Genomic DNA, 23,735 nt, shown 5'->3' with positions numbered 1-23,735 from the left:
TCGGAGCCCTTTGTTTTTTCTATTTGAAACGAGGTTTGCGTGTTATCTGAACGTGCTGCACAAATGGTGATCTTCTCAGCGTTGATCAAACATAAGAACTTTACCGCTGCGGCAAAGAGCCTAGGCGTGTCTGTTTCTCACGTTAGTAAACAGCTCAGCCAGTTGGAAGCGTCACTAGGCATCAAGCTTGTGCAACGCACCACGCGCAGCTTCACGCCAACCGAAGCGGGGCAAACCTTCTATCATCATTGTGAACAAGTGGTGCAAGCCGTTAGCAGCGCAACGTTAGAGATGGAAAGCCAACGCGATGAAGTCGCCGGTTTGGTTCGTCTTGGGTTGTCGCAGTCTTTTGGCACGCTGCACATCATTCCTGCCATTCAAGAACTTCGTGAGAAATACCCGCAACTGCAAGTCGAGGTGCATTTGTTCGATTACAAAGTTGATATGCTCGAAGAAGGTTTGGATTTGTGGATCACCAACAATGAACACTTACCAGAAGGCTACATTGCTCAGCGATTAGCAGATTGCCAATTTGTGGTAGCGGCATCGCCGGATTACTTACTCAAGTTCGATACGCCAACCGAACCGAATGACTTGTCGCAGCATAACTGCCTTATTTACCGCAGTTGGGAGCGTGACTACACCAGTTGGGCCTTCACCAATCGCGAACAAGAGCTTAATGTGAAAGTCTCTGGTAACTACTCGGTTGATTTAGCAGAAGCTGTGCGTGATGCTGCAATCGCAGGGTGGGGGATTGCTTACTTAGCCACTTATTTACTGGGGGATGAGTTCCGCTCAGGCAAATTGATCCAGCTTCTACCTGATTGGAGAGCTAGCCAATCCATGCCGTTTTATGCGGTGTACCCAAGTCGTCAGCATATGCCGAAAAAGATCTCAGCAGTGATCGAATTCATCAAACAAAAGATCGGATCGCCTTGCCATTGGGATCAGCGATTAGCCCCGTATATTTCGATTCCGAAGTAGGGAATACATAAGGTGATTTGAATCACAAAATTTTTCCAAATCCAGAAACATCTTTTCCATTTGGAAATAATAACTTTAGGCAAACGTTTATCTTTATTTAATTCAATGAGTTATTTTGCTGGTTAAAGAGTGGTCAGGCGAGATTCTCAGCCTGTTAACATCCCCAACTTGCAGCATTTTTCACGCTCTATACAATCCGACGCCTTTCCTGTTCCCCCTTTTGTCGGATTCATTTTATGAACTCAATTCTTGGTATCGTAGTCATCCTATTCGTAGCATGGCTGCTTTCGACTAACCGTAAGAACATTCGTCTACGAACGGTGTCTTTGGCTTTTGCTCTGCAAGTAATCTTCGCGCTATTGGTACTTTACGTACCAGCGGGTAAAGAAGCACTTAACGCCGTAACTGGCGCAGTTTCTAACCTAATCAACTACGGTCAAGAGGGCATCGCGTTCCTATTTGGCAACCTAGCAACAGGTGGCTTTACCTTCGCGATTAATGTACTAGGTATCATCGTCTTCTTCTCAGCGCTGATTTCTGGTTTGTACCACATTGGTCTAATGCCAAAAGTGATCAACCTAATCGGTGGTGGCCTACAGCGTTTGCTAGGTACAGGCCGTGCAGAATCGCTGTCTGCAACAGCGAACATCTTCGTTGGTATGATTGAAGCGCCGCTAGTAGTAAAGCCATACCTGAAGCACATGAGCGATTCTCAGTTCTTCGCAGTAATGACTGGTGGTTTGGCATCGGTTGCAGGTGGCACGCTAGTGGGTTACGCATCACTGGGTGTGGATCTTAACTTCCTGATCGCGGCGGCATTCATGTCAGCACCTGCGGGTCTTCTAATGGCTAAAATCATGATGCCAGAGACAGACAGCGCAGCACAGGATATGGATCTAGACCAAGTAGAAATGCCACGCGCGACCAACGTGGTTGAAGCAATGGCAGACGGCGCAATGTCTGGTCTACGTATCGCAGTAGCGGTAGGTGCAACCCTATTGGCGTTCGTGAGTGTTATCGCGATGCTAAACGGCATTCTAGGCTGGTTCGGTGGTCTATTCGGTATGGAACTGAGCTTCGAGCTAGTGCTTGGCTACCTATTCGCACCAATCGCATGGTTGCTAGGTATTCCTTGGAATGAAGCTATCGTGGCTGGCTCCCTGATCGGTAACAAGATTGTGGTAAACGAGTTCGTAGCCTTCATCCAACTGATGGAAGTGAAGTCTCAGCTAAGCGCACACTCACAAGCTATCGTGACCTTCGCACTGTGTGGTTTCGCAAACATCTCAACCATGGCGATGTTGATTGGTGGCCTAGGTTCATTAGTACCAGAGAAGCGTTCATTCATCTCGAAATACGGCTTCCGCGCAATCGCAGCAGGCGTAATGGCGAACCTGATGAGCGCATCAATCGCTGGCGTGATTCTGAGTTTGTAACCTATTAGAGCGCTGCGCTTCTGGAATCGGGAACGCTTCGCTTCGAGAGAGTAGAGGAAGGAGCTTTGGCTCAAGCACTTCTTCTTACTCCCTCAAAAAGCAAAAGGGTTGACGTTTATCGTCAACCCTTTTTATTTCTTCGAATCTCGAATCTCGAATCTCGAATCTCGAATCTACTTCTTCGTATGGAACTGCTCGCAAGCCAGCATCGTGTTCTCAATCAAGCTTGCTACTGTCATTGGGCCAACACCGCCCGGTACTGGAGTAATGAAGCTCGCGTTCTCACGTGCTTTATCGTATTCCACGTCACCGACTAGTTTGCCTGATTCAAGACGGTTGATGCCCACATCGACCACAACAGCGCCTTTCTTAATCCACTCACCAGGAATGAAGTTTGGCTTACCAACTGCAACCACAACAAGGTCAGCTTGACGAACGTGGCCTTCTAGGTCTTTGGTAAAGCGGTGACAAGTTGTTGTCGTACAACCAGCAAGAAGCAGCTCAAGTGTCATTGGGCGACCAACGATGTTTGATGCGCCAACCACAACCGCGTGCTTACCGCGTAGTTCGATGTTGTAACGGTCAAGCAGCGTAATGATGCCTTTTGGCGTACAAGAACGAAGCTTAGGAATACGCTGCGCTAGACGACCCACGTTGTAAGGGTGGAAGCCATCAACATCTTTCTCTGGGTGAATACGCTCAAGAACGTGCGTTGCATCGATGCCAGCAGGAAGTGGCAACTGAACAAGAATGCCATCGATTTCTGCGTCGTTGTTCAACTCATCGATAAGTGCCAACAACTCTTCTTCCGACGTTGTCGCAGGAAGGTCAAAAGACTTAGAGACAAAGCCAACTTCTTCACACGCACGGCGCTTACTGCCAACGTAAACTTGAGAAGCTGGATCTTCACCAACTAAAACAACTGCAAGACCAGGAGCACGAAGGCCAGCCTCAACGCGAGCTTTCACACGTGCTGCAACTTCGGATCGAACAGTTTGGGAAATGAGAGTTCCATCTATATTTTGAGCAGTCATGACTTTCCTTTTTAAATTGAGAAGGCAAATTATTTGCGGCGCATTGTCGCAGAAAATCTATTTAACATCCATACGCAAACGTTTGCTTTGAGGTGTTTTTGAACATTTATCGCTTTAGTGCCCTTTTTTTAGGCATTCAGATCAGAATGTTATGAAAACCCGTTGATTTAAGCGCTTGAACTCGTATAATCCTGTCCCTGTAGCGCGCCCTTAGCTCAGCTGGATAGAGCACGTCCCTTCTAAGGATGTGGTCATAGGTTCTTATATTAGGTTATTTCTGGTGTAATGAACTAAGATGACTGACTAGAGGCTTTGTAACCTAACTTGGTGCAATGAGCGTACAAACAATTTGAATTTCGTTTTTTAGCTAGATATAGTTGAAAAGCAAAATAAAGCGCCCTTAGCTCAGCTGGATAGAGCACGTCCCTTCTAATTGGCTAGATTTTTCTAGCATTCAGATTGGGCCTCTTTTTGGAAACGATAAGAGTGTAAGATGTCAAATTCGGGGAAACCTTACTTTAACGAGTTGGCAATCCCGAGCCAAGCCCAATAATTTTGGGAAGGTGTAGAGACTAGACGGCATCTACCTAACGCTTTCAAAGCTATGGTAAAGGTATAGTCCAGCGCACGAAGCCTCGATAGGTGGTAGCGAAAGCTATAGTGTGACGAAGGATGTGGTCGTAGGTTCGAATCCTACAGGGCGTGCCACTTTTAAGAACCAGTATCTATTAATTTAGGTGCTGGTTTTTTTTTGCTCAGTAAACCATTTTCGCTATCGCGATCACAGCTTGGCAAAAAGAATTTCTTCATTGCACCAAATTTAAGGTTTTGATTGTAAGATATACATGTTGAAAGGTTAATTTTTGGTGCAATGGAAGAAGTGGCTAGAAAAACTAAAAATATTATTAAGAGAGAACTCACCGCTCCCGATGGAGTGATTTTTTATTCATTCGTATCGAGAATCACAGGCCCAGTGCTTGAGCTTGAAGAGCATATTAATAATCTAATACTGAGTAGCCAACCTTATAACACAGTGAAAGCTAAGGCTTCAGATTTAGCCAAGTTCTATGATTACTTCATCGAGGCATCAGATGTGCTGCATACTCAAGAGTTCGAGATGGCTTTATCACAAAGCAGCTCACACTCACCGGGTTTCCATCTAAGAACTACGCTTACAAATATCTTTTATGCCTACCCTTCTTACCTTCTCGATGGAAAAGAATCTAAAAACCCATTAGCTAAAATATGTGCATTAAACCTTGATGCTATACCTCTAAAGCGCACGTCAGCGAAACGAATGATTTCAAGCTTATGTGAATTTGTCACGGCATCAAACGCACTTGAGTACAGTTTAATGCAGCAGCGAAAGCTGGATGGACTTATTGACGTCGATCAGGCGTTTACTGCTGTTGGTCGTGAGCTTGGTGCTGTCAGAGAGTTGTCATCAAGCCAAAGAAAAGCACTGTTAGAGCATTCCTATTTAGCTTCTTGTATTTCCGGCGGTGCAAAGGTGGCTCAAATCAAAAACTTTTTCAAATTGCCTCCAGAACCTAAAGTAAAAAAAGAAAAACATTTCCCAATAGATGAAATTGGTAGATTTCTTTTGAGTACCAAATCGCATCGAGACAGGTGCATGTATTCACTTTGCTTTGGTGGTGGGTTGCGTTTTTCTGAAGCTAAAAAGTTGCGGTTTCGCGATATAGATGTAATTAAAGAGAAAGTGAGACTTCACGATAAGGATGTTATTAGCTATTTACATGGCATTGATTATAAGACACTCAATGGTAAGCCTATTGACCATTTCGATGTGCACTTCATTGAGCCATTTAAATCGTTTTTCTTTGATGAACTGATGAAGTACCTAGAGGAAGAGAGACCAGAATCAAATTCTGAGTATGTGTTCTTACAAGGCCGTGCCACCGCAAACAAACTAACAGATCAGCTTGAGCATCAGCCTTATTACAGATCTGCGCAAAGCACTATTAAAGATGCATGGGATCTTAACCTACAACGAGCTGGCTTAACTGACTCAAGATTTGATGACATTGGAACTCATTCAATGCGCCATTTTTATGGTGTCTACATGGTCAATTATGCTCCTCATCCTAGAGGAAGCTATGGGTATCCGCTTAATGAGGTTCAATATCTTATGAGGCATACGCAGTTAAAGAACACAAAAATTTACACGATGACTGCTAGCTTTGAAAAAATGGCAAGAGATATAGAAGTTACAAATCAATTTTTATTACAACGGGAAGCTGACTTCTATTCTGACACTCGTCAAACAACACCTATTTCAATTACCAATCAGAGCCATGGAAAATGATTTTTTTAGATGCTTTCAGTAAAGAGAAATTCAATTCACTCTTAACCGATTTTTCACCAAAGCTTAAAGAATACTGTAAGGAAGCATACCCTGCCGAGTATATAAATAATTATAGAGGTGCCTCCGATGGTTCTGATGCTCTTGTTGCCGCTTTAACTGAAGTTTCGAAGAAGCGACTAGATGATATAAAAACCTTTTTAGTTGATTGCCAGACTGCCATTATCAAAGAGTGTCGTGGTGGATCGTTTGATGAGTATAAGGAGTTGATGGATGATCTGATTCCCACTGATGGCAAGGTTAGAAAGAATGATTATAACAACCGCTTGCACAAGCTGCGTCTTTTCTTAAGTTACTTGGCTTTGCATAAAGTAGTTAGGCTGAACTGCATGTTTGGCTCCCACCCCAAATCAACAAATGCTGCTGAACGCATTAGTTTAACAAAACTAAGATTTTTTATGCCTCCGCTAGCTAGTGACTTTTGGATTGGCTCCACTTTGAAGCGCTTTGGTGAATTCGAAAGCCATATTCAAACCGCTTTCTTTGCCGACAGTTACAATGGTTATTTATCACACGAAAAGTTTGGTACAGATACTTTAAATCAGTCATTCAAAAGGATGGCTGATATTATCGTAGCGCATGGAATTACAAACCCAAGTGATATCAAGTTAGATACGCTATTAAATTACCACAATGATCTTATTGATTACCACGATGGCTATGTTCCTGCATACAATCTGAAGCCAGCTCTCGGACTCTTTGTTTATGCTGGCGAGCTGCCAAATTATGATTTTTATGGTGAATTTACCAAACTTCGAGCGGCGACCAAATCAAAGATTAAGTCAGATAGGACGTCAGAGAATATATATAAAGGAGGCACAAAGATGGCTGTGTCTCTTATTGGTGAAAAAGTCCAGAACGTTGAGGAAGTCAGAGTCCCGGTGCGAGATAGGAAAGTTCTTGTCGATTATGGGTACTGGCATGACGCCTCTGGTTCTGATACGAAATATTCTCCTGATAACTTAGATAGTAAAGATATCTGGATTGCTGCGCAGCTTGATTATATTCGCTCAACCTCAACAGAGGCCGCAACTGTAAAGCAAAAGAGGGCAAGACTGAGTTTGCTCAACAAGTATCTCTTCTCTTATCTTCCAGCATATTTTTCATCCGGTCTATCAGGGCAGTTTACTTTACCTAAAGCTCCAAGTGATTTGATACACAGTCTGTATATTCAGAGGAGTAACGTCTTTGAGTTGGAAAATGAGGCTAAGTTTACGGATGGCTTCCAGTATCCGGTCTCACTACCGCAGTTCGTATATGATATGACTTCTTCTGCCAGTAAACACAACACTAAAGAGAACAACAGTGGACGAGACGCTTTAGCTGTTATTAGTCATTTCTTTGACTATTTAAGTTCATTGGATTCGAGACAAATTAATGATTTCAGAAATCCTTTACTTGGAAAAGCGAAGGAAAACGTCGGCAGGAAGTTTATTAAGAATAGGAAGTATGTATTTAGTCTAAATTATTGGCTGGGATTGCGTTCTTTTTGTAAAGCTGTAACAAACCAGATGCTTGATGATGTTTTGAGCAGCTTAAAAAGTGGTGTCAACTCTCTGAGCACCATCGATGTACACCATGACGTTAGCATTAGTGGTGATGCTGAATTATTGATTGGTAGAGTTTCTTTAAAATCAATCCCACAGTTAAAGCTAACTAAAGATGATAGCGTTGTACGCAAAAACGGCGTCAAAGATACTCACATTTATGTTAGTAACTACACTCCGTGGGCAATGATGACGCTGCTGCTTCACTCTGGTATTAGAAGATCCAACGCACTCTGGTTAGATGATCGGTATTGTTTCGACCTTGTATGCGACGGTAAAGAATTCCAACAATTACTGATTTCAACCGATAAGGCCAGAACAGAAGCATATTCAGTTGCTGTAAGTTCAGAAATTGTAGATTTGCTCAGAAAAGTAAAAAACATAAAGGATTTTGCAGCCAAAGCTAACCCAAAACTAGCAGCGACTATCCCGTACTCAAATCATGAAGACTCTAAGTGGGGAGATATTTCACCTCTTTTTAGAATTAAGGAGAAGTACGGCGATTCAGTAGTCCCCCACTGTTTTTCTGAAATTATTAATGAATACGAGAACTTCTTGACTAGGAATAGTGTTGGTTTCGAACCAACAACGTTATATGCACCTTCTCAACACTACGTTCTCGATGAATTCATATACTTACGTGGACATGGAAATTTCGATACTAGAGTTTGTGAAATATCAGTCAAGTATGTAGATGATGCCAATGCAGTGTCATTCGTTCCAATGGTAAAGAAAACACTAATTACGCCACATTCATTACGAACTATGACGGTTAGCATTTATGCCCCAATCGTTGGTGCTGATATTGTAGGTAAATTACTGACTGGTCAATCAGAAGAGACGGTTGGTTTCTATACTAAGCAGCTACCAGATAGTGCATCTCAGGACTTTGTAAACCATTTGGCCTATCTACTAACGGTAGGTAAAGACGGTGGTGGTTTGGTAACCGTAGCCACCACCCAGATCAATGAGCAAAAATTTGAAAACGATCTTAAAAATGCCCCCAAAGAAACGATCACCAAATACAATGCGCAGTCGATCAATTTCGATATGACTGAAGATGTTGGGAATCAACTAAATGGTCTTGCTGAACTCGGTAGAACAAACCCTCAAAATATTGCTTATTTCCGGACACATATTTGTCCTGTAGGTGGATTCTGCCCAAAGAAAGTTATCGATGATATCGGTGAAAAGCATTGTTATGCCTGTCCCTTAACCGTTATTACAAATAACCATTTGCCTGCAATTGGTGCAACCATCCGTTCTTTGTGTGAGGAAATCAAAAACATCAATACTAAGTTGGAACATTTTGAAAATATGCTTGCTACTGAGTTTGACGGACTTGAACGAAGGAAGACTCAATGTGTGGCTGAAGCTTCATACTGGCAAGCACGAAAAGGTATCGCTCAAGAGTCCAATGATGGCAATACGTATTATGTATCGGAAGAAGGTATTGAGTGGATGTACGAGTTCAAACCACAAGAAGCCAGTGAGCAGGCTCTATTATTATTAAGGCTAAGGGAGACTCAAGGTATACCAACGTTGCAAAGTGAATATCTATCGAATCAAGCAGCAAGATTAAGAAGAAAAATTCAAGTGCTGTCTAAGGCTGCGTGGGATGAATTTTCAGAGCTATCTGATATTGAATACCTAGCTCAATTATTTAATGTTAAGTCTGATATTCATGGCTTAAGTAATAGTGACAAAGTGAAGTTGCTTTCAATTGCAGAGGAGTAAAGATCTTATGGCAAGTCTAATTGATAACAAGGTAAAAACGGCAAGCCGTAGAGCTGACATGATCCAAGAGATTCTAGCTTCACTTTCTAAATCCAATGCAAGCTTTAAATCGGCAAGAAAGCTATCTGAGTTTGTTGCTGAAAAAATGCAAGAGAAAGGAGAGCCAATCGATAGCTCTACATTGAGAAGAAAAGGATCTCAATACAAGGAGCTAATCGATAATTTCATAGGAAAAGGAGCCTATCAGAGTGAACACGCTGCCAATATCACAAAAGATCTAAAGTTAAGAAAGCAAAATAAGAGAGTCACTGAACTTGAAGCCCTACTCAAAAAAAAGGATCGTGAACTGGCTGATAAAGAGACAGAAATCGAAGTGCTACTTATTAATCGACATAAGGAAAGAAGCAGCGGTTTGGCAACAATTGCACCACCTAAGGCGTCAACATACAAAAAGAGCGAACTCGATGAAGCACATTCAGTATTACAGGAGCAGCTAAAAGATTTAGGACTACTTCAGCGTCAACTAGACTTAGCTTGTAAGACTATCAATAAAATGATGAAAGACGCCAGTGAATCATATGTAGTTGAAGATGGGCAGTTCAAAGATACTTTAAATGCAGATAACCCAGTGATGTTCCACAGAGGTAACTTAGAGAGATACTTCTTACTGTACCATACAGAGTAGGTAAGACGAGGTTGTTGAGCGCCATCGTCGCATTTTGGGTATAACATTTTGCGTGATGGCTATACTACATAGGGTATTCAGGCTGCGCAGACAGTACCAGTTTATCGTTTTGACGTCATAGTTTATCAATTTGGTGCACACAACACCGAATGGCAGTTATGGGCTGAAGGAATGAATATCGTCACTACCTCGCTATCCCCTTAGTCGAGTGACTGACGAAATGAACAAGTTCATTGATGACATACTCGGTAGCTTTTATGCTGTCGAGCTAAGAGGCGAATTGACTCACTCTACTTTAATCATTGGTTTGTAAAGAGGTTACACCGTTGAAGTCCAATATAACCTCACCGCAATTTTCACCAGACATTGACCAATGGCCTGTTGGCTCGCATGAGCGCCTAATAAATGGGTATTGGGAGTTGGGTATGATGAGGTTTCATACATTCACCAATGAGTGTGGGGAAGACCTCCAGAATACATACGATCGCATCAACAATGGATTAGGGATTCAAACGATCTACATCGACCTTCTCTCACTTGCAGGTGAAGATTACAGAAACAAGTCGCAAATCATGGATATCATTCGAAGTGACAAGCCAACGTGGATCTGGTTTATCAATTGCGAGGCGCTTCTAAGTGGTTCACTGGCTAGCTGGCTGCGATCAATCCTCACCACATACAATGCAGATCATATTCGAGTTACTTTTGTGCTCGATAATCAAGAGCAGTTCAGCAGTATCTTCCAGCGCTATTCCGCGCCACTATATCAATCGACTATGGCTCTCGATCTTAAGAAGAGCTAGCTCAGAATTGCCCAAAGATGAGTTGCAACGACCGTAACGGTATTTGTGATCACCAAGTTCTGGGACAAAAGCACCATAGATTGATTGCCCTAAACCGTTTCTGCCCCATTAGTGGTCTCGCTTGAAAAGTGAGCGTATTTAATCGTTCGAAGCAATTACAAAAGTAGCCCACCGAGGATATCCTATCGGCTTAGGTGTTTCCCCATTCTCCAAATGAAACACAGCACTAGATCATTCATAGAGGCAGAGAACTCTTAACACGTTGTGTTATCCCGAATTTTTTCCTACCAACATCACAAAACTGAACTGTTAGCAATGGCCCATACTCGCCGATATCACTATGCAAAGTGTGAACTTTCAGATTGGAACATCCTATCTCTCTATCTACTCAACCGAATGCACTATTAAATGCTCGTATTCTCCGTCAAATTGCCACGGTGATAAGCGTCATAGAGCTTGATACAGTTCGACTATTTAACGTGCGGCGGTGAACCCTTTTCCGCTCATTTCTTCGTTGTCATAAGAGCCGAATGGTATGGTTAATGATTTAAATTTCACCTTTGATGTTTCTGGGTTCTCCGGTGCATTTAAAGTCGAAAGCTTCCGGGTCACGGAAACAGTCTCTTCTCCCTTTGAAATGAATCTAACGGTATTGTCTGACGATGATGCCATCACGTTTGATGCCTTAAGTCGAAAAATGGGTGTTCTGAGCCTGTTTGGTCAAGGGGTGGGAGCGGCTCGTCAGTTTAACGGCAGCATCTCTGAGCTTCGCTACTTAGGCTCTGGTCGCCGCTTCTCGCGCTATCATATTACCTTGGTTCCACACCTCTGGTTCTTCACTCAGCGCCAAGACTGTCGTATCTTCCAGATGCAAACCGCGCCCGACATCATTCGTCAGGTATTTGATGATGCAGGCATGAGCGATTACCGCTTTGAACTGTCAGCGCAATATGAAGCGAAAGAGTACGTTCTTCAATACCGTGAGAATGACCAGCACTTTGTTCAGCGATTAATGGCAGAGCATGGCCTTTGGTACTATTTCGAACACAGTGATGCTGGGCATACCATGGTTATCGTCGATAGCAATGATGCGATACCAGAGCTTATCAGTTCACCTATCAATGCTTCTTACCTAGGACCAGTGATTTATCACACTCAAGGTGGGGGCACACCAGACCGAGAGCATATTTTCGACCTTGAGCAAATCCATAGAACTCGTACTGGGTTAGTGAGCTACGGCGATTACAATTATCTCACGCCAAAAATTCCGCAAGGCAAAAGTGCAGATGAGGGGCCAAACTTTGATTTGCAGCGCTACGACTATCTTGGTCGTTACACAACGCCAGAATTAGGTCAGCAGCGTGCAACAGAGTGGATGTCCGAATACACGGTGGATAGCCATCAGATTGAAGCTGCGAGCGATATCATGCGTCTCACCGCAGGTTACAGCTTCGATATCAGCCAGCATCCTCGTTCCAACATCAACCGTGATTACCTCATGTTGACGGTGATGCACACGGGCTTTAACCCTCGTGTACACGAAGAAGAATCGAGCGATGAGCCTACGACTTATCACAATCAGTTTGTCTGCTTACCAAGAGACGTAACATTCCGTGCACCTAAAATGGCGTCACCTGTAGTTGATGGTCCTCAAACCGCGGTTGTAGTTGGTCCTGCGGGCGAAGAAATCTACACCGATGAATATGGACGCATCAAAGTTCAGTTCCATTGGGACCGCTATGCGCAAAGTGATGAACATAGTTCATGTTGGTTACGTGTTAGTCAATCAATGGCAGCCCCGAACTGGGGAGCAGTCTATCTACCTCGTATTGGGCATGAAGTGATTGTGACCTTCCTAGAAGGTGACCCAGACCGTCCACTAGTGACGGGCGCGGTGTACAACGGTCTACACACGCCGCCATACCCATTACCAGAAAACAAAACGCGCACCGTGTTCAGAACCCAAAGCCATAAGGCTGAAGGTTACAACGAAATGTACTTTGAGGATGAGAATGACCAAGAAGAGGTTCACTTCCGTGCTCAAAAAGACATGAAGACCAAAGTGCTCAATAACCGTTACCGAGATATCGGTAATGATGAAGAGTTAAAAGTCGGCAACAACCAAGAAAACAACATCTTAGGCGACCGTAAAGAAGTCATTGATGGGCATAAAACTTCCATCACCAAGCAGACCTTTATGGAGCGAGTTGAGAAAGATGTTCACGTTACTTATAACGCCAACGCATCCGAGAAAATCGCCAACAACCGAGATTTGTACATCGATGAAAATCGTCAGACCTTGATTGGTAAAGACGATTCATTGGACGTAGGTCAAGACCAAAATACGGTCATCAAGGCATCACGTTCTATCGATGTGGGCGCAGATGACACGCACAGTGTCGGTAATCACCTCAGTGTTGAAGTCAACGGCAATACCTCTATCCGCTCTGATGGTGAAACAGCGGTGATCTCTGCGAATGAAATCAAGGTGCAAGTCGGTGCATCCAGCTTAGTGCTAAAGAGCAGCGGTAATATTCATTTAAACGGCACTTCAATCACGATTGATGGTGCAAGTAACGTTACCGCTACGGGAGGCAAGGTAGACATCAATCCGGGCGGCGCGGCAAACGGCAACAGCAGCGTTTCCACAAGAAGGCCAAAGAAACCATCGTTGGCGATGAAAGCGATGCCTGTGATGTCACCAGCGGCGTATGCCGGATTGGTTGAAGACGGCGCTTTATTACAAGAGATTTGTGATTGTGGGAGTGGAAGAACATGCCAACTGCACAGCTAAACCCAGAATGGGACATTCAACTTAACGAGCCGCTATTTCCATCCGCTGATGAAAAGCTTTATGTGCTGTTTGAACCTACGTTGTGGTCGGACTGGGAGGGAACCTTGTCGGAAGGTGAAAGTGCTCAACTTTTTTCTCACACTCGATTTGCAGCCTTGGGTAATGGGCCGGTATTGGCGGAGGTTGTCAGTAAACAAACACTCGAAAGCGTTAAAAGCCATCTAGAAGTGACGCCTTCGGGGGCCCTTTTCTTCGCTCCTAGCTCGATAGATATGGCGAGCCTGGCCGAGTCCTTACGCCGACGCCTTGTCGTGCAGCATGGTAAGACACAAGCGATGATGCGTTTTTATGAACCTCGCAAACTGGTCTCCCTCATCGGGTCAATGACAACCCATCAAAGGCAGCAGTTCTTCCCATCGTTGACTCGTACCCAATGGTTTGACCGCGATTGGCTGGACGCCTCATGGCACACACCAGAGCAGAGCACGCCATCCATTTGGGATTTAACGTCGTCGCAAACTCAACTCATGAACTTAATCTCAGCCCATTGGCAAGGAGTAAACGCCTAATGAGCCAAACTTACACCATCAAATCCGGTGACACATTGCTACAAATTGCGATTGAGCAAGAGGTGGACTTCACCACATTGCTTGAGCTGAATCCTCAATATCAAGCAAACCCTGATTTTATTCGTATCGGTGAGGCGCTTACCTTGCCGGATGAATCGGCGATTGAACCTGTTGAGCCTTCCTACCCAGTAGAACCTGTATCAGCGATGCGTCCGTGCTCTAACGACGGCGCATTGTTTGCGCCTCCGCTGTGTAAGAAGGGAGAGAGTGTTTATGATGTGGTCTTTATTACAGGCGATGGTCCGCTGGAATATTATTTATTAGACGAGAAAGCCAGCAACCAGCTAGAGCATGAAGCAAAGGAAACCGACCGCTTAGTCGAAAGCTATAAAGCGTTGCTAAGCTCAGCGCCTAGTGATAAAGAGGCGACCCGAGAAGCACTTGAGCAACATACGCTGAAGAGAGCCGCGTGGTTTGAAGATGCCATGCACGCGGGTATCTTCGGCGATAACAGCCGCCCGTTAAGCCCAGCTTCACAACGTGCCGCCGCCATGAGAGCGGCGCAGCCCAAGCCAAACCCGAACCTCGATTTAACTCAAGACAGACTCACTTCACTGCAACAGCGAAAAGCTTTCGTAGAGCAATACCGCTACCGTTGGCTTGAAGAAACATCGATGGAAACACTGAGAAAAGAAACCCTTCGTCAGTTAGACCGTCAAATTGATGAATTCAAAAAGCTAGAAACGAAAGCAAAACCCAAAGAGGAAAGCACAACCAAGCTTGGCGTTGGGGCAGACAACTTCACCAATGATAAAACTCAGCTCGTGACACAAAAGGCCAAGCGTCATGTCGTTGAAGCCTACTCCATCAACCAAGGTCGTTACGTGTACCTTCGTCACGCCTTTTTTGAACGAGAAAAGCCACGTTGGAGCCAGTCTTATCATCACAGTAATGCCGACGCTGCGCTCAAGCGAGGGGACTTAAATCGTCTGAGTCAGGAGATTGCGAAAGACATCAAAGAGAGCACCAAAGAGTTTAAGGTCGAAGCGAAGTTTGCCGAATGGAAAGCAGACGGCGGTAAATTCCACGAATGGAAGTCCACTCAGAAATACTTAACGGAAAGTGGTGAAACACGATTTGCGATTAGCCCAGAAGCGCAGTTGCTTCGCTGGGGCGCTCAAGCCAGTGTCGCGACAGTGTTTGAACCCACGAACGGGCGAGTCGACATCGGTATTGGCGCAGAGGCCAGTGTATCGCTCGCAGAAGCCAAAGTCGAAGCCAATCTTTACCTTCCGTACGAGAAAGGTTGGCACATCCGGCTCACTTACCTCGATGCAAATAAAAAAACGGCGACTTATTCATTTGGTTGCTTTCGCTTTGTCGGCAAAGTGGCAATTGGCTGCTTTACTGGCGCAATGGCGGAAGGCAGAGCAAGCGTTGCAGCGGGTGGGCGTCAACAAAGCAGAGAGGTTAATGAATATGGCGAGAGCGTTGGCGTCATGTATTCACCGAAAGTGAACCTTGCCCAAGGGGCTAAAGGTGACGTCGGTTTTAAGGTGCAAGGGTTTGCGGGAATGCAGGCCAATGGTCAGTTAGTGGGTGGCGTTGAGTGGCTACCACCTAAAAATGCCTCTTCCTCAACAGATGAGCCGGAAGGTGGTAAAAAGGAAAGCAAAGAAGCGGAGTTTCAAGCATTAGCCGAAGTTAAACCAGAGGGTAATATTGCGTGGGGTGTGGGCGTCAACGCTGAGTTTCAACTGGCTCTAGAGGGCGGTAAATTTTATGTCAAATGCTCAGGTCAAATTGTTTGTGGTTTTGGTGCTGGCGGCGGTTTTGGTGCGATGTTAGACACGACCCAACTCTGGGCATTGACCAAAATCATATTGCAAGGATTGCAGTACGTTGATTATCGGATGCTTAACAATATTAACCCGCTTGCTTACGAATATTTGGTGAACTCAACACTGGTTGCATTTGCTAGAGACTTGATTGCAGACCCGATACAGTCTTTTGAAGATGTCATTTTTGCGGGTGAAGAGCGTGTGGTTCGCTGGAAACGTGAATTTGAGTCTCTAAATGAGCGTCAACAACAAGCCACTGCACTGGCTAATCGTATTCTTGATGAATCGACCTTGTCAGGAGTGCCATTTGAGCAACTCCTGCCTGAGGCCATTGGAATTATGCTTGATGTATTGGTAGAGGAATTTCCTCTGAGTTTTAATGAACAGCAAGAGAGTGCGATACATAAATTGCTGTGTAAAAGCACTTACAGTTGGCACAAGTTTGAAGAGATTTTGCAACGCATGAACCCAGATGGGCGTGCTATTGCTGGTGAGAAAGCGATGTTTGATAACCTTGCGCGCATTAATGCGATTTTGGACAACATCCAGCAGCATGACTTTAACTTGTGGGTGACGCAGTTAGCAGAGAAAAATAAACTGGATGCTACCAGCAAGCCTTACACGCCGTTAAGTGGTGAGGCACTTGCACGCAAGAAAGCCCAAATTACCGCACCTAGCGATGAATACATGCCGTATCAATAAACCTAACGAGAGGAAGTAGGTCGTTGTGACCTATTTCCTCTCTTTCGCGTCATTACTTGGCTGGCGAGGTTTGCTGAAGTGCACAGCGAAAGCTCACCGACGGAAAGTATGCTTCTTTCTCTGGCTTGTCATGCATACGAGAGAAAACCATAGTCGTTCCTCCGGCATCGCGAAGCACTTTTTCTGTGCCTGACTCAGGACCTTGCGGATTACGCTCTGGTGAGACAAGATAATAATCTTTCGCATACCAATCATTTACCCACTCACTTATTTGGTTCGACATGCCTGCTACACCTAGAGGGTTGGGTGGATACGCATCCACATCTTCGATACGCTTAGCTGCATTCACCTCTTCATCGGTATACTCAATATAACGATCGGATGCAGGATCAAAGTAATAGCCATCTTGGAGTTGGGCATAGCCATTATTGGTGGCGAAATACACTTTTTTTCCACGACTTCTTGCGGCATACTCCCACTGTGCTTCCGTTGGCAGATCAAACGGTAATGTGCTGACATCACCTAGCCATTGGCAGTAGTCTTTCGCTTCTTGCCACTGCTTTGCTGACGCCGCATTATTTTTCCATTTTGAAATTACTTTTTTATACAGTTCGGAATTTCGCTCTATTATGTGTATCCCTCGATCGGCAGCCACCGGAAACCCATTGATTTGACGCATCCACTCCATATCAATAAAACGCGTTTCAAATTTTGCAATCGAGTATGAGTCCAATGTTACCTTGTGCAAGTTATAAGCTCCGGTTTCTCCGGTATTTGGGGAGCTAAAGCACTGCACATCCGGAGACCAGTCCATGCGATTTGGCGTACCGCTTGGAATTTCACATGGTGCACCAAAGTCCCCCATTTCAAAACTTCCACCTTCAACAAATACAAGCTCTTCAATTGCTCGAACTACGGTTTTTGCTGCTCTCAGCTTTTGCTCTTGAGTTGCCTCTGGATAAAGCTTATTGATGTTCGACACAATCGTATCGATTTGCTTTTGAGATACGGTCTCGCTAGACACTGGGATTGCTGAACTCTCGCGATTGCATGCAACCAATAAGGGAAGCACACAAGCCATACCTAACCATCTGTTTTTCATTTGATATTCCTTTTACTTTATGAGCATATTTTACGCAAAAATAAAAGGCGAAAACAGTTTCAAAGGCACTGTATGACTAGTTATAACGACTTCGTTCCTGTTTTAGGGAGGAAGCTACTTCGTTTCAGTTGGTGTTGCTGAAAGGAAGGAAGTCTCCAAGCTGATGTGGGTCTGATAACGCTTCGGGACAAAAGCAACCCAACTACAAATTTAGTTGTTAGTGGCAAAAGTTAGTTCTTCATTCAGAAAAGCCGCCACGGTTTCCAAAGCAGTGATATCGACGCATGTGTGGTTGTCTAGCTTTGCTTCTTTGGTATGTTTAGGATACAGAAATCCCCTATCAGGTTGCGGTATTGAATGATCTGCTTGGTAAGGGTATCGCTGATGCGTAAATACATTCGCATTTCTCGTTAGGTCATCACGTAAATCTCTTTTATAGCGAACTTGGTACAGGTTGATTAGATAAAGGGTATCTCGGGGGTGTTTACTGCTCAAATTCGAAAAGAGTTGTAATAAATCATGCCCTTTTTCATGCATAACACCTACACCTCTGCCGCCGCTCCAGTATGTTTTGGTTCGAATACTCTTTAGGTAGCACTCTATTGATAGTGATAACAGCACATAATAAGGAGTGCCACTTACTTTATGTTTGTGCAGGACCATTGCTGCATCATAGTAATCTTGGCCCTGAGAGCTAAACCCAAAGTCAACGATCTCATTCGTAGCTGTAATGGAGCCCTTATCAAGCGCATCATTCCACCGTTTTTGAATTTTTGTTTGAGTCTTATTTTTCATAGCGTCTTATGGATTTGTTGATGCTGTATGGATGAAAGAGACAATAGCACCTTAGATTGATAGTAAAGCTATAGTTACGCTATCGACAGTGAGAACGTTGCCGTAAACCCTAGACGATGAATTTTTGTTGCTGTAGAGCTGGACTTTACTGCAACTTTTGTCGAAGTCCATTTTTATACCCCAAACATCTCCCGAGTGAGGGCGATTATCCATCAATTCCTTTGTAATAAGGTTTTCGATGTCAGAGAGTGGCATTAAGATAAATTGGTCAGGCACCACTCGCACTAAAAGGTATGCATCTGTCGATAAGCGGTCGAGATTCACTCTACGCAAATCAAACCAATAACCACCAGTGCTATTTTGAGCAACTGATGGTGATATGATGCTTATTGCCTCTTTGAAAAATACAGTAGTATTTGAGAACTGCCTGAAACCATTATTTGTAAGTACTTGGATGTTGTGATGTCTTGTGGATGCAGTCATCATTTCCCCCCTTGTTCAAGCTGAGGCTGTCCCTCTTCAATCGGCACAAGACCTTGACGTTGCCTTAGTTTAGATATGGAATTTGGTATTCCCCATTACTCGGCAGAGGTTTCCCTGTTACATGTTCGAAAACTCTAGCTCCAGAACCATTATAGACTGGGCTTCACTTTCGCAATGGGTCTAAACTCATGGTTTTAGGAGGACAATGATGAAATCACCAACGTCAGTCAAAAAACTAGAAGATTTGGGGCGAACCCAACTTTCAAAAAACTACTTCATGCGCGATTTTTTATATTCTGAAATTTCGCAGATAGAAAGGATACCCAACGTCCCCGACTTCCCAGATGTTGCAATTGAAGCTGGAAGAAACTTATGTTCTCAATTACTTGAACCTATCGAAAAGACGTTCGGTCGGGTTTCGATACGTTCTGGTTATCGCTCTCCTTTAGTCAATGCTAAAGGTGCCGAAAATAGCAATCAATACAATTGCGCCAGTAATGACAAGAACTATGGTAAGCATATCTGGGACTATCGGGATAAAGATGGTTGTTTAGGAGCTACCGCTTGTATTGTAGTGAACTCGTTTATTCCTTATTACGAACGCACCCACCATTGGCAAGCATTGGCTTGGTGGATTCATGATAATGTACCGGAATACTCAGAAATGTATTTCTTTCCCAAGTTGGCTGCCTTCAACCTAACTTGGAGTGAAAGGCCGAAGAAAGTAATAAAAAGTCACATTGCTGGTTCTCGGGGAGTTCTTACTAAACCAACAATGGCAAACTTCAAAGGCAGTCACGCTGATGAGTACGCCAAACTTCTAGAAGAGCTGGCTTTTACAACAAAATAAGCAGGGCTACGTGATACCTCCGTGTTTTGAGTTGGGGGCTTTGGGACCGAAGCGACTTAGTGATAGCCCTAAGTTTGTGCCATCTATCTCGAATCTAGACTAGGTTCTTACTTTTCCTTTAACTGTATCTTGGACAACAAGTCCATTTTGACAACGGGCTAACAACGATTGGACATCAATTGCTAGCACGGGAAGCGCTAGATATCTAGCTCTAAATCGTTTGCCACGTAACTTTTTGACGACGACTTCATTAAGAAGAGAAAACCGCTCTTTGTAGTTCAATTATTTCATCAATATCCATCTTGTTACAACCTATATGGAATCGCGTTAGTTCTCCGATTGCTAAGCCCGATAGAGCCACAGCTAAATTTAGAAAGGGCTTACTATACTCTGCTGATCTGAGATTTGTTAAGGTATCGTCACTGTATTGAGCTGAGATTGATTGAATACCATTGTGAGTGTAGTCATTCTGTTCAACGACAAGAGGGGAAAGCTTGGTTGAGAGGAATGCAGTGCTTTTGAAGATTGGTACTGCATCTTCAACCAGTTCAATGAGTTTATCAATACGCTTCGGGAAGTGCATTGAACTATCGTGTTTTATCTCTTGCTCATCAACACAGTATGCTACCCACATTGCCCTCAGGTAAGCTTCAGTTGCGGGTCTAGCTAAAGCTGCCATTGATGATGGTAGATACTCTTTCTCTAATACACAGATAGAAATACAATGCTCAATCGCTATATTAAATAGAGGTACAGCTACGTTAGCTCGTTTGCTTGAACTGAACTCGAACTTGTTTAGTTCTCTATGAATCGCTTGAAAATATTGAAGTATTTCTTTGGATATTTCTTTTTGTGGCTCTTGGGGCATTTAGAATCAGCCTTACTTGGAACAAGAGTGATAGGGTTATGTCTGGATTTTTGCCTTTAGAAAGTTTGTCATACTACCCCTAACTTAGCGTTAACAGGCAAAGTAGCCTGCATCAATAAAATTATGCACCTTACTGCGCGATTTGGGCTAACCAGATTCTCTATGTTTGGGACAAAAGCGACCTAGGGTAGAATCATCTGAAGTTAAATTTTACTAGATTCTATGTAAAATGCATTTGGCGGTAGCTTCGAGTCTTTTATTAAGTATTTGCCCTCAGCAATCTTGACCCTTTCCTGTCCAGTAGTTTGGGGATATTTTGTGTTATAGGTAGTATGTTCCTTCCAAATGATGGTTCCATCAGATTCAATTGATGTACTCTCTCTAACGTACCGGAACAAAAATTGTTTTTCATCGCGTGCCATGATCTGAACGACTCTTGCTTTGACTGGGGTTAAGTGTTCATCCGCAACATGAGCTGGCAGAACTAAATTAATACACTTTCCAGTCGAAGCTACGCTCGGAAAAAAGATACCAGCACAGTTAAATCCTTTAAAGTATGCTTTTGATATTGCGTTAGTTTTTATATACATATGCTCAGAGCCTTCAGGCACTTTGCGACAAAACTCTTTATTCATCCAATTCCTTATCATCAAATTCTTTTTTCGCTCTTGTCGGTCACGAACCGTATAGTTGATATCGTTGATTTGGTCGTAACTAAAAAACTCGTCTGCGTGCCCGAGCGTAACAAGTGGAACTAGGGGAATTGTCGATGACTTTCGGCAAAAAATTTGTGTCACATAATCTCCAATCTTTGCGCCAACTTCATCTAAAGATCCTAGTTGGGCATTTGCTCCGTAACTCGCATAGAACATCTGCTCTCCAATATCATTCATCCGACCTAGCTGTTGTACTCGTTCACTTGGTGGATACCAGAGCCTCGATATATTAGAGTGTTCGCCGATTTGAGCACGACATAAGTCATAGTCAGGGTGAGGGTTAATGCCATAGGTAGGAGTCCACAACCCAGCACTAAGTTTAGTCAGCCTTGAGGCAAGATATTCTAGAGATAACGTCTTGGTTTTTAGATTATCTATTTGTTTTAATTCTTTTTTTATTTCTAAAATAGACAGTGGGATAGTTTTCAATCTGGTGTCGCTCCATTATCTCCTTCGAAAAAGGAGAGTTAGTATTACTCATCAACAACCTCAACGGTCATATGCTGAGCGCCATAATAAGTACCCTCATCAATGGTGTAACGCAGTGTCACTCCACAACTTGGGCAATCAAACTCTTCGTTTGGCTCAATGCACTCGTCTTCAATCCAATCCCAACCAAAATTGCCTTCACATTCTGGGCATTGCATGATGGTTCCTCACGTCTCACAACTCTCTGAAATCCTTAGCGCATCTTCAATCTTGACACCAAGGTATTCAATCGTGCTTTCGAGCTTAACATGACTCAGAAGTTACAGAATAGTCCTAAGGCTCTTGGTCTTAGCGTTGGTTCGGCTTAGAGAATGTGTTGTCATATCAACAGAATGGGTAACATTGATAACCAAGCACACAAACGGTAGCCAAGCTAAAGTATGATTTGATTACTGCATTTATTCGCATCATTTTTTGATGCGAATAACCTTGTGACAAAAACGAGATAGCTTCCACTATCTCGGGAAAAGTCTTATGTGTTTTTCAGTGCTTTTGCAAAGGCATCTGCTACTGCTGAGTTACCACCAGAACGTTGTTTCTTTTCAGATATCTTTTCTGCTTTTTGAGATGGACTTAAGAACTTATTGACTTCGTAGGCCGCACGTATCGGTAGTTCTAGTAGTGCTTCCGTGTTGAGTTCGAGAGTGACGTTTGTTCCCCAGCGCGGTTTCACATACCGAGAACATATTGAAAGTTTGATTTGCTTAGACCTCAATATTTGGTCAAGGCTGATAAAATGTTGTCCATTATTCATATCAAACACTAGCATAGCCTCAACCCCGTTCATTTTGGCAAAGAGCAAGGTTAGGTTGCCATCTGAGTTTGGTAGTTGCGCCCTCACATCAGTCAGCTCTAATCGGTGCTGTTCAAGAGCGACATCTGTATGCGTTTTTTGTAGATTCCTACGCTGTATAACTCCAGCCACTTCAATTGACGCCACACCAGAATGCACAGACACGGTTGCGTGTTCATCATCTTTAACTAAGCTTTGAATCAACGACTTTTTTAGAGAGTTTTTGTTTAGTTTCAGCTTTTTCAGACTCGAATGTTTGAATGTACATTTAATCCTTTCGTTGGTATTAGTTACAACGATTATCGCTTCTACTGAATTCGCGATGCCTACACCAGCGGTAACTTCTTTAAGTGACGATATCGTCGATGGTTTCCAGCCGTTAGTTATCCAGTTTGTTTGACTAGCATTTACATTTCGAACAACCGATGGCCTTTCGTGCTTACTGATTAGCTTTGGTGCTACCAGTAAAGCCCTTGGGTTGTCTGTACATGGGTGTTTAGGCCATGGTGGCCCTAATTCTTCAAAATAGACCTTGCTACCATTTGTATGCTCATAATAGAAAACAAGAGCGCCACAAACTGGGCATTGTGCGTTTGGAATTGTATATGCTTCAACTGATTGAAAATATTCGCTATTTATTTTTGATGTTGCAAACTTCGGTAATCGTGAAGCTCTTTTCTCCGGAAAGGAATCAATAGCACTTGAAACTGTCATCGGGACAACATTGCCATTAATGGTTCTAAAAATCGTAATAGCCATACTATTTCTCATTAGAAATTTAATGTGAGAACATTAACTACTCACGTATCACAACTCTCTGAAACCCTTAGTGCATCTTCAATCTCGACACCAAGGCATTCAATCGTGCTTTCTAACTTAGCATGACCAAGAAGTAACTGAATAGAGCGTAGATTCTGAGTTTTGGCGTAGATCAAGAAGACTTGGTTCAGTGCTGTGAATGGGTACTGTATTGCGCTTTGTCTAAGCTGATATTCGTTACTCAATGGCTTAATGGTATGAATGAAATTGGTAGTCTCCGAATCCTAAGTGAATTCACATCCGCTAAACCTTCTCTAACTTTTAACTAACTCGTTTACCTTTGTTCGAAGCCACCATGATGTGCT

General features: G+C 43.6%; 18 protein-coding genes, 1 tRNA gene and 2 pseudogenes. 11 read left to right on the top strand and 10 right to left on the bottom strand.

Annotated elements, in window-relative coordinates; translation table 11 throughout:
* Positions 1-39 precede the first annotated feature (39 nt).
* Both ATB78_RS19625 and ATB78_RS19620 read left to right on the top strand, forming a co-directional pair.
* Positions 40-984 (top strand): LysR family transcriptional regulator, encoded by a 945-nt coding sequence (locus ATB78_RS19625; protein ID WP_005446456.1) that lies wholly within the window; start codon positions 40-42, stop codon positions 982-984.
* A 236-nt stretch (positions 985-1,220) separates the two neighbouring features.
* Complete coding sequence (locus ATB78_RS19620; RefSeq protein ID WP_005536160.1) at positions 1,221-2,420, top strand: NupC/NupG family nucleoside CNT transporter; 1,200 nt, start codon at positions 1,221-1,223, stop codon at positions 2,418-2,420.
* Between the two features lie 173 nt (positions 2,421-2,593).
* On the opposite strand, the gene folD is transcribed toward ATB78_RS19620, so the two are convergent.
* On the bottom strand, positions 2,594-3,454 hold the full coding sequence (folD, locus tag ATB78_RS19615; RefSeq protein ID WP_005430847.1) for a bifunctional methylenetetrahydrofolate dehydrogenase/methenyltetrahydrofolate cyclohydrolase FolD: 861 nt from the start codon (positions 3,452-3,454) through the stop codon (positions 2,594-2,596).
* 206 nt (positions 3,455-3,660) lie between these two features.
* On the opposite strand from folD, the gene ATB78_RS19610 reads away from it, so the two are divergent.
* The 8 genes from ATB78_RS19610 (at position 3,661) to ATB78_RS19575 (ending at position 16,515) form a co-directional block, all read left to right on the top strand.
* Positions 3,661-3,727: transfer RNA gene (locus ATB78_RS19610), tRNA-Arg, on the top strand.
* Positions 3,728-4,325: 598 nt separating this feature from the next.
* Positions 4,326-5,780 (top strand): site-specific integrase, encoded by a 1,455-nt coding sequence (locus ATB78_RS19605; RefSeq protein WP_240537422.1) that lies wholly within the window; start codon positions 4,326-4,328, stop codon positions 5,778-5,780.
* Complete coding sequence (locus ATB78_RS19600) at positions 5,777-9,121, top strand: hypothetical protein (protein WP_061010025.1); 3,345 nt, start codon at positions 5,777-5,779, stop codon at positions 9,119-9,121. Before ATB78_RS19605 ends, ATB78_RS19600 begins: the two co-directional genes overlap by 4 nt.
* Before the next feature lie 7 nt (positions 9,122-9,128).
* Entirely contained in the window at positions 9,129-9,806 is a 678-nt protein-coding gene (locus ATB78_RS19595; RefSeq protein WP_061010023.1) for a hypothetical protein, read from the top strand.
* 425 nt (positions 9,807-10,231) lie between these two features.
* On the top strand, positions 10,232-10,609 hold the full coding sequence (locus tag ATB78_RS19590) for a hypothetical protein (protein WP_240537421.1): 378 nt from the start codon (positions 10,232-10,234) through the stop codon (positions 10,607-10,609).
* A gap of 535 nt (positions 10,610-11,144) precedes the next feature.
* Entirely contained in the window at positions 11,145-13,403 is a 2,259-nt protein-coding gene (tssI, locus tag ATB78_RS19585; protein WP_061010022.1) for a type VI secretion system tip protein VgrG, read from the top strand.
* On the top strand, positions 13,385-13,972 hold the full coding sequence (locus ATB78_RS19580) for a DUF4123 domain-containing protein (RefSeq protein WP_061010021.1): 588 nt from the start codon (positions 13,385-13,387) through the stop codon (positions 13,970-13,972). Before tssI ends, ATB78_RS19580 begins: the two co-directional genes overlap by 19 nt.
* On the top strand, positions 13,972-16,515 hold the full coding sequence (locus ATB78_RS19575) for a LysM domain-containing protein (protein WP_061010019.1): 2,544 nt from the start codon (positions 13,972-13,974) through the stop codon (positions 16,513-16,515). The genes ATB78_RS19580 and ATB78_RS19575 overlap by 1 nt, the downstream gene beginning before the upstream one ends.
* 52 nt (positions 16,516-16,567) lie before the next feature.
* On the opposite strand, the gene ATB78_RS19570 is transcribed toward ATB78_RS19575, so the two are convergent.
* The 3 genes from ATB78_RS19570 to ATB78_RS19560 form a co-directional block, all read right to left on the bottom strand.
* Entirely contained in the window at positions 16,568-17,617 is a 1,050-nt protein-coding gene (locus ATB78_RS19570) for an SUMF1/EgtB/PvdO family nonheme iron enzyme (RefSeq protein ID WP_061010016.1), read from the bottom strand.
* A 210-nt stretch (positions 17,618-17,827) separates the two neighbouring features.
* The gene (locus ATB78_RS19565; protein ID WP_061010014.1) at positions 17,828-18,412 is read right to left on the bottom strand and encodes a hypothetical protein; all 585 of its coding nucleotides are present in this window, start codon (positions 18,410-18,412) and stop codon (positions 17,828-17,830) included.
* A gap of 51 nt (positions 18,413-18,463) precedes the next feature.
* On the bottom strand, positions 18,464-18,898 hold the full coding sequence (locus tag ATB78_RS19560; RefSeq protein WP_240537420.1) for a hypothetical protein: 435 nt from the start codon (positions 18,896-18,898) through the stop codon (positions 18,464-18,466).
* Positions 18,899-19,100: 202 nt separating this feature from the next.
* Here ATB78_RS19560 and ATB78_RS19555 point away from each other — a divergent pair, with 202 nt between their 5' ends.
* Positions 19,101-19,745 carry a peptidase M15 gene (locus ATB78_RS19555; RefSeq protein WP_240537419.1) on the top strand — a complete coding sequence of 215 codons (645 nt, stop codon included), beginning with the start codon at positions 19,101-19,103 and terminating at the stop codon, positions 19,743-19,745.
* A gap of 250 nt (positions 19,746-19,995) precedes the next feature.
* On the opposite strand, the gene ATB78_RS19550 is transcribed toward ATB78_RS19555, so the two are convergent.
* The 6 genes and pseudogenes from ATB78_RS19550 to ATB78_RS30140 all read right to left on the bottom strand — a co-directional run.
* Positions 19,996-20,613, bottom strand: a complete 618-nt coding sequence (locus ATB78_RS19550) for a hypothetical protein (RefSeq protein WP_061010009.1) — start codon at positions 20,611-20,613, stop codon at positions 19,996-19,998.
* Between the two features lie 203 nt (positions 20,614-20,816).
* Complete coding sequence (locus ATB78_RS19545) at positions 20,817-21,758, bottom strand: hypothetical protein (protein WP_061010007.1); 942 nt, start codon at positions 21,756-21,758, stop codon at positions 20,817-20,819.
* A 44-nt stretch (positions 21,759-21,802) separates the two neighbouring features.
* A complete protein-coding gene (locus ATB78_RS29870; RefSeq protein WP_179947012.1) occupies positions 21,803-21,976 on the bottom strand; it encodes a hypothetical protein in 174 nt (57 codons plus the stop codon).
* A gap of 9 nt (positions 21,977-21,985) precedes the next feature.
* Positions 21,986-22,111: pseudogene (locus ATB78_RS30145) on the bottom strand (integrase); the annotation flags it as partial.
* 179 nt (positions 22,112-22,290) lie between these two features.
* Positions 22,291-23,370 carry a hypothetical protein gene (locus ATB78_RS19540; RefSeq protein ID WP_061010005.1) on the bottom strand — a complete coding sequence of 360 codons (1,080 nt, stop codon included), beginning with the start codon at positions 23,368-23,370 and terminating at the stop codon, positions 22,291-22,293.
* Between the two features lie 41 nt (positions 23,371-23,411).
* A pseudogene (locus ATB78_RS30140) lies at positions 23,412-23,623 on the bottom strand (integrase); the annotation flags it as partial.
* Positions 23,624-23,735 lie beyond the last annotated feature (112 nt).

The organism is Vibrio sp. CUB2 (assembly GCF_001557945.1).
Lineage (GTDB): Bacteria > Pseudomonadota > Gammaproteobacteria > Enterobacterales > Vibrionaceae > Vibrio > Vibrio owensii.
The sequence above is the reverse complement of the archived record's forward strand: the minus strand, read 5'-3'. Positions and strand labels throughout refer to the sequence as shown.

Bases quoted from the DNA above. Each gene is read 5' to 3' on its own strand.
- ATB78_RS19620 (WP_005536160.1), top strand. From the start codon at position 1,221: ATGAACTCAATTCTTGGTATCGTAGTCATCCTATTCGTAGCATGGCTG.
- folD (WP_005430847.1), bottom strand. From the start codon at position 3,454: ATGACTGCTCAAAATATAGATGGAACTCTCATTTCCCAAACTGTTCGA.
- ATB78_RS19605 (WP_240537422.1), top strand. From the start codon at position 4,326: ATGGAAGAAGTGGCTAGAAAAACTAAAAATATTATTAAGAGAGAACTC.
- ATB78_RS19600 (WP_061010025.1), top strand. From the start codon at position 5,777: ATGATTTTTTTAGATGCTTTCAGTAAAGAGAAATTCAATTCACTCTTA.
- ATB78_RS19595 (WP_061010023.1), top strand. From the start codon at position 9,129: ATGGCAAGTCTAATTGATAACAAGGTAAAAACGGCAAGCCGTAGAGCT.
- ATB78_RS19590 (WP_240537421.1), top strand. From the start codon at position 10,232: ATGATGAGGTTTCATACATTCACCAATGAGTGTGGGGAAGACCTCCAG.
- tssI (WP_061010022.1), top strand. From the start codon at position 11,145: ATGGTTAATGATTTAAATTTCACCTTTGATGTTTCTGGGTTCTCCGGT.
- ATB78_RS19580 (WP_061010021.1), top strand. From the start codon at position 13,385: ATGCCAACTGCACAGCTAAACCCAGAATGGGACATTCAACTTAACGAG.
- ATB78_RS19575 (WP_061010019.1), top strand. From the start codon at position 13,972: ATGAGCCAAACTTACACCATCAAATCCGGTGACACATTGCTACAAATT.
- ATB78_RS19570 (WP_061010016.1), bottom strand. From the start codon at position 17,617: ATGAAAAACAGATGGTTAGGTATGGCTTGTGTGCTTCCCTTATTGGTT.
- ATB78_RS19565 (WP_061010014.1), bottom strand. From the start codon at position 18,412: ATGAAAAATAAGACTCAAACAAAAATTCAAAAACGGTGGAATGATGCG.
- ATB78_RS19560 (WP_240537420.1), bottom strand. From the start codon at position 18,898: ATGATGACTGCATCCACAAGACATCACAACATCCAAGTACTTACAAAT.
- ATB78_RS19555 (WP_240537419.1), top strand. From the start codon at position 19,101: ATGATGAAATCACCAACGTCAGTCAAAAAACTAGAAGATTTGGGGCGA.
- ATB78_RS19550 (WP_061010009.1), bottom strand. From the start codon at position 20,613: ATGCCCCAAGAGCCACAAAAAGAAATATCCAAAGAAATACTTCAATAT.
- ATB78_RS29870 (WP_179947012.1), bottom strand. From the start codon at position 21,976: ATGCAATGCCCAGAATGTGAAGGCAATTTTGGTTGGGATTGGATTGAA.
- ATB78_RS19540 (WP_061010005.1), bottom strand. From the start codon at position 23,370: ATGGCTATTACGATTTTTAGAACCATTAATGGCAATGTTGTCCCGATG.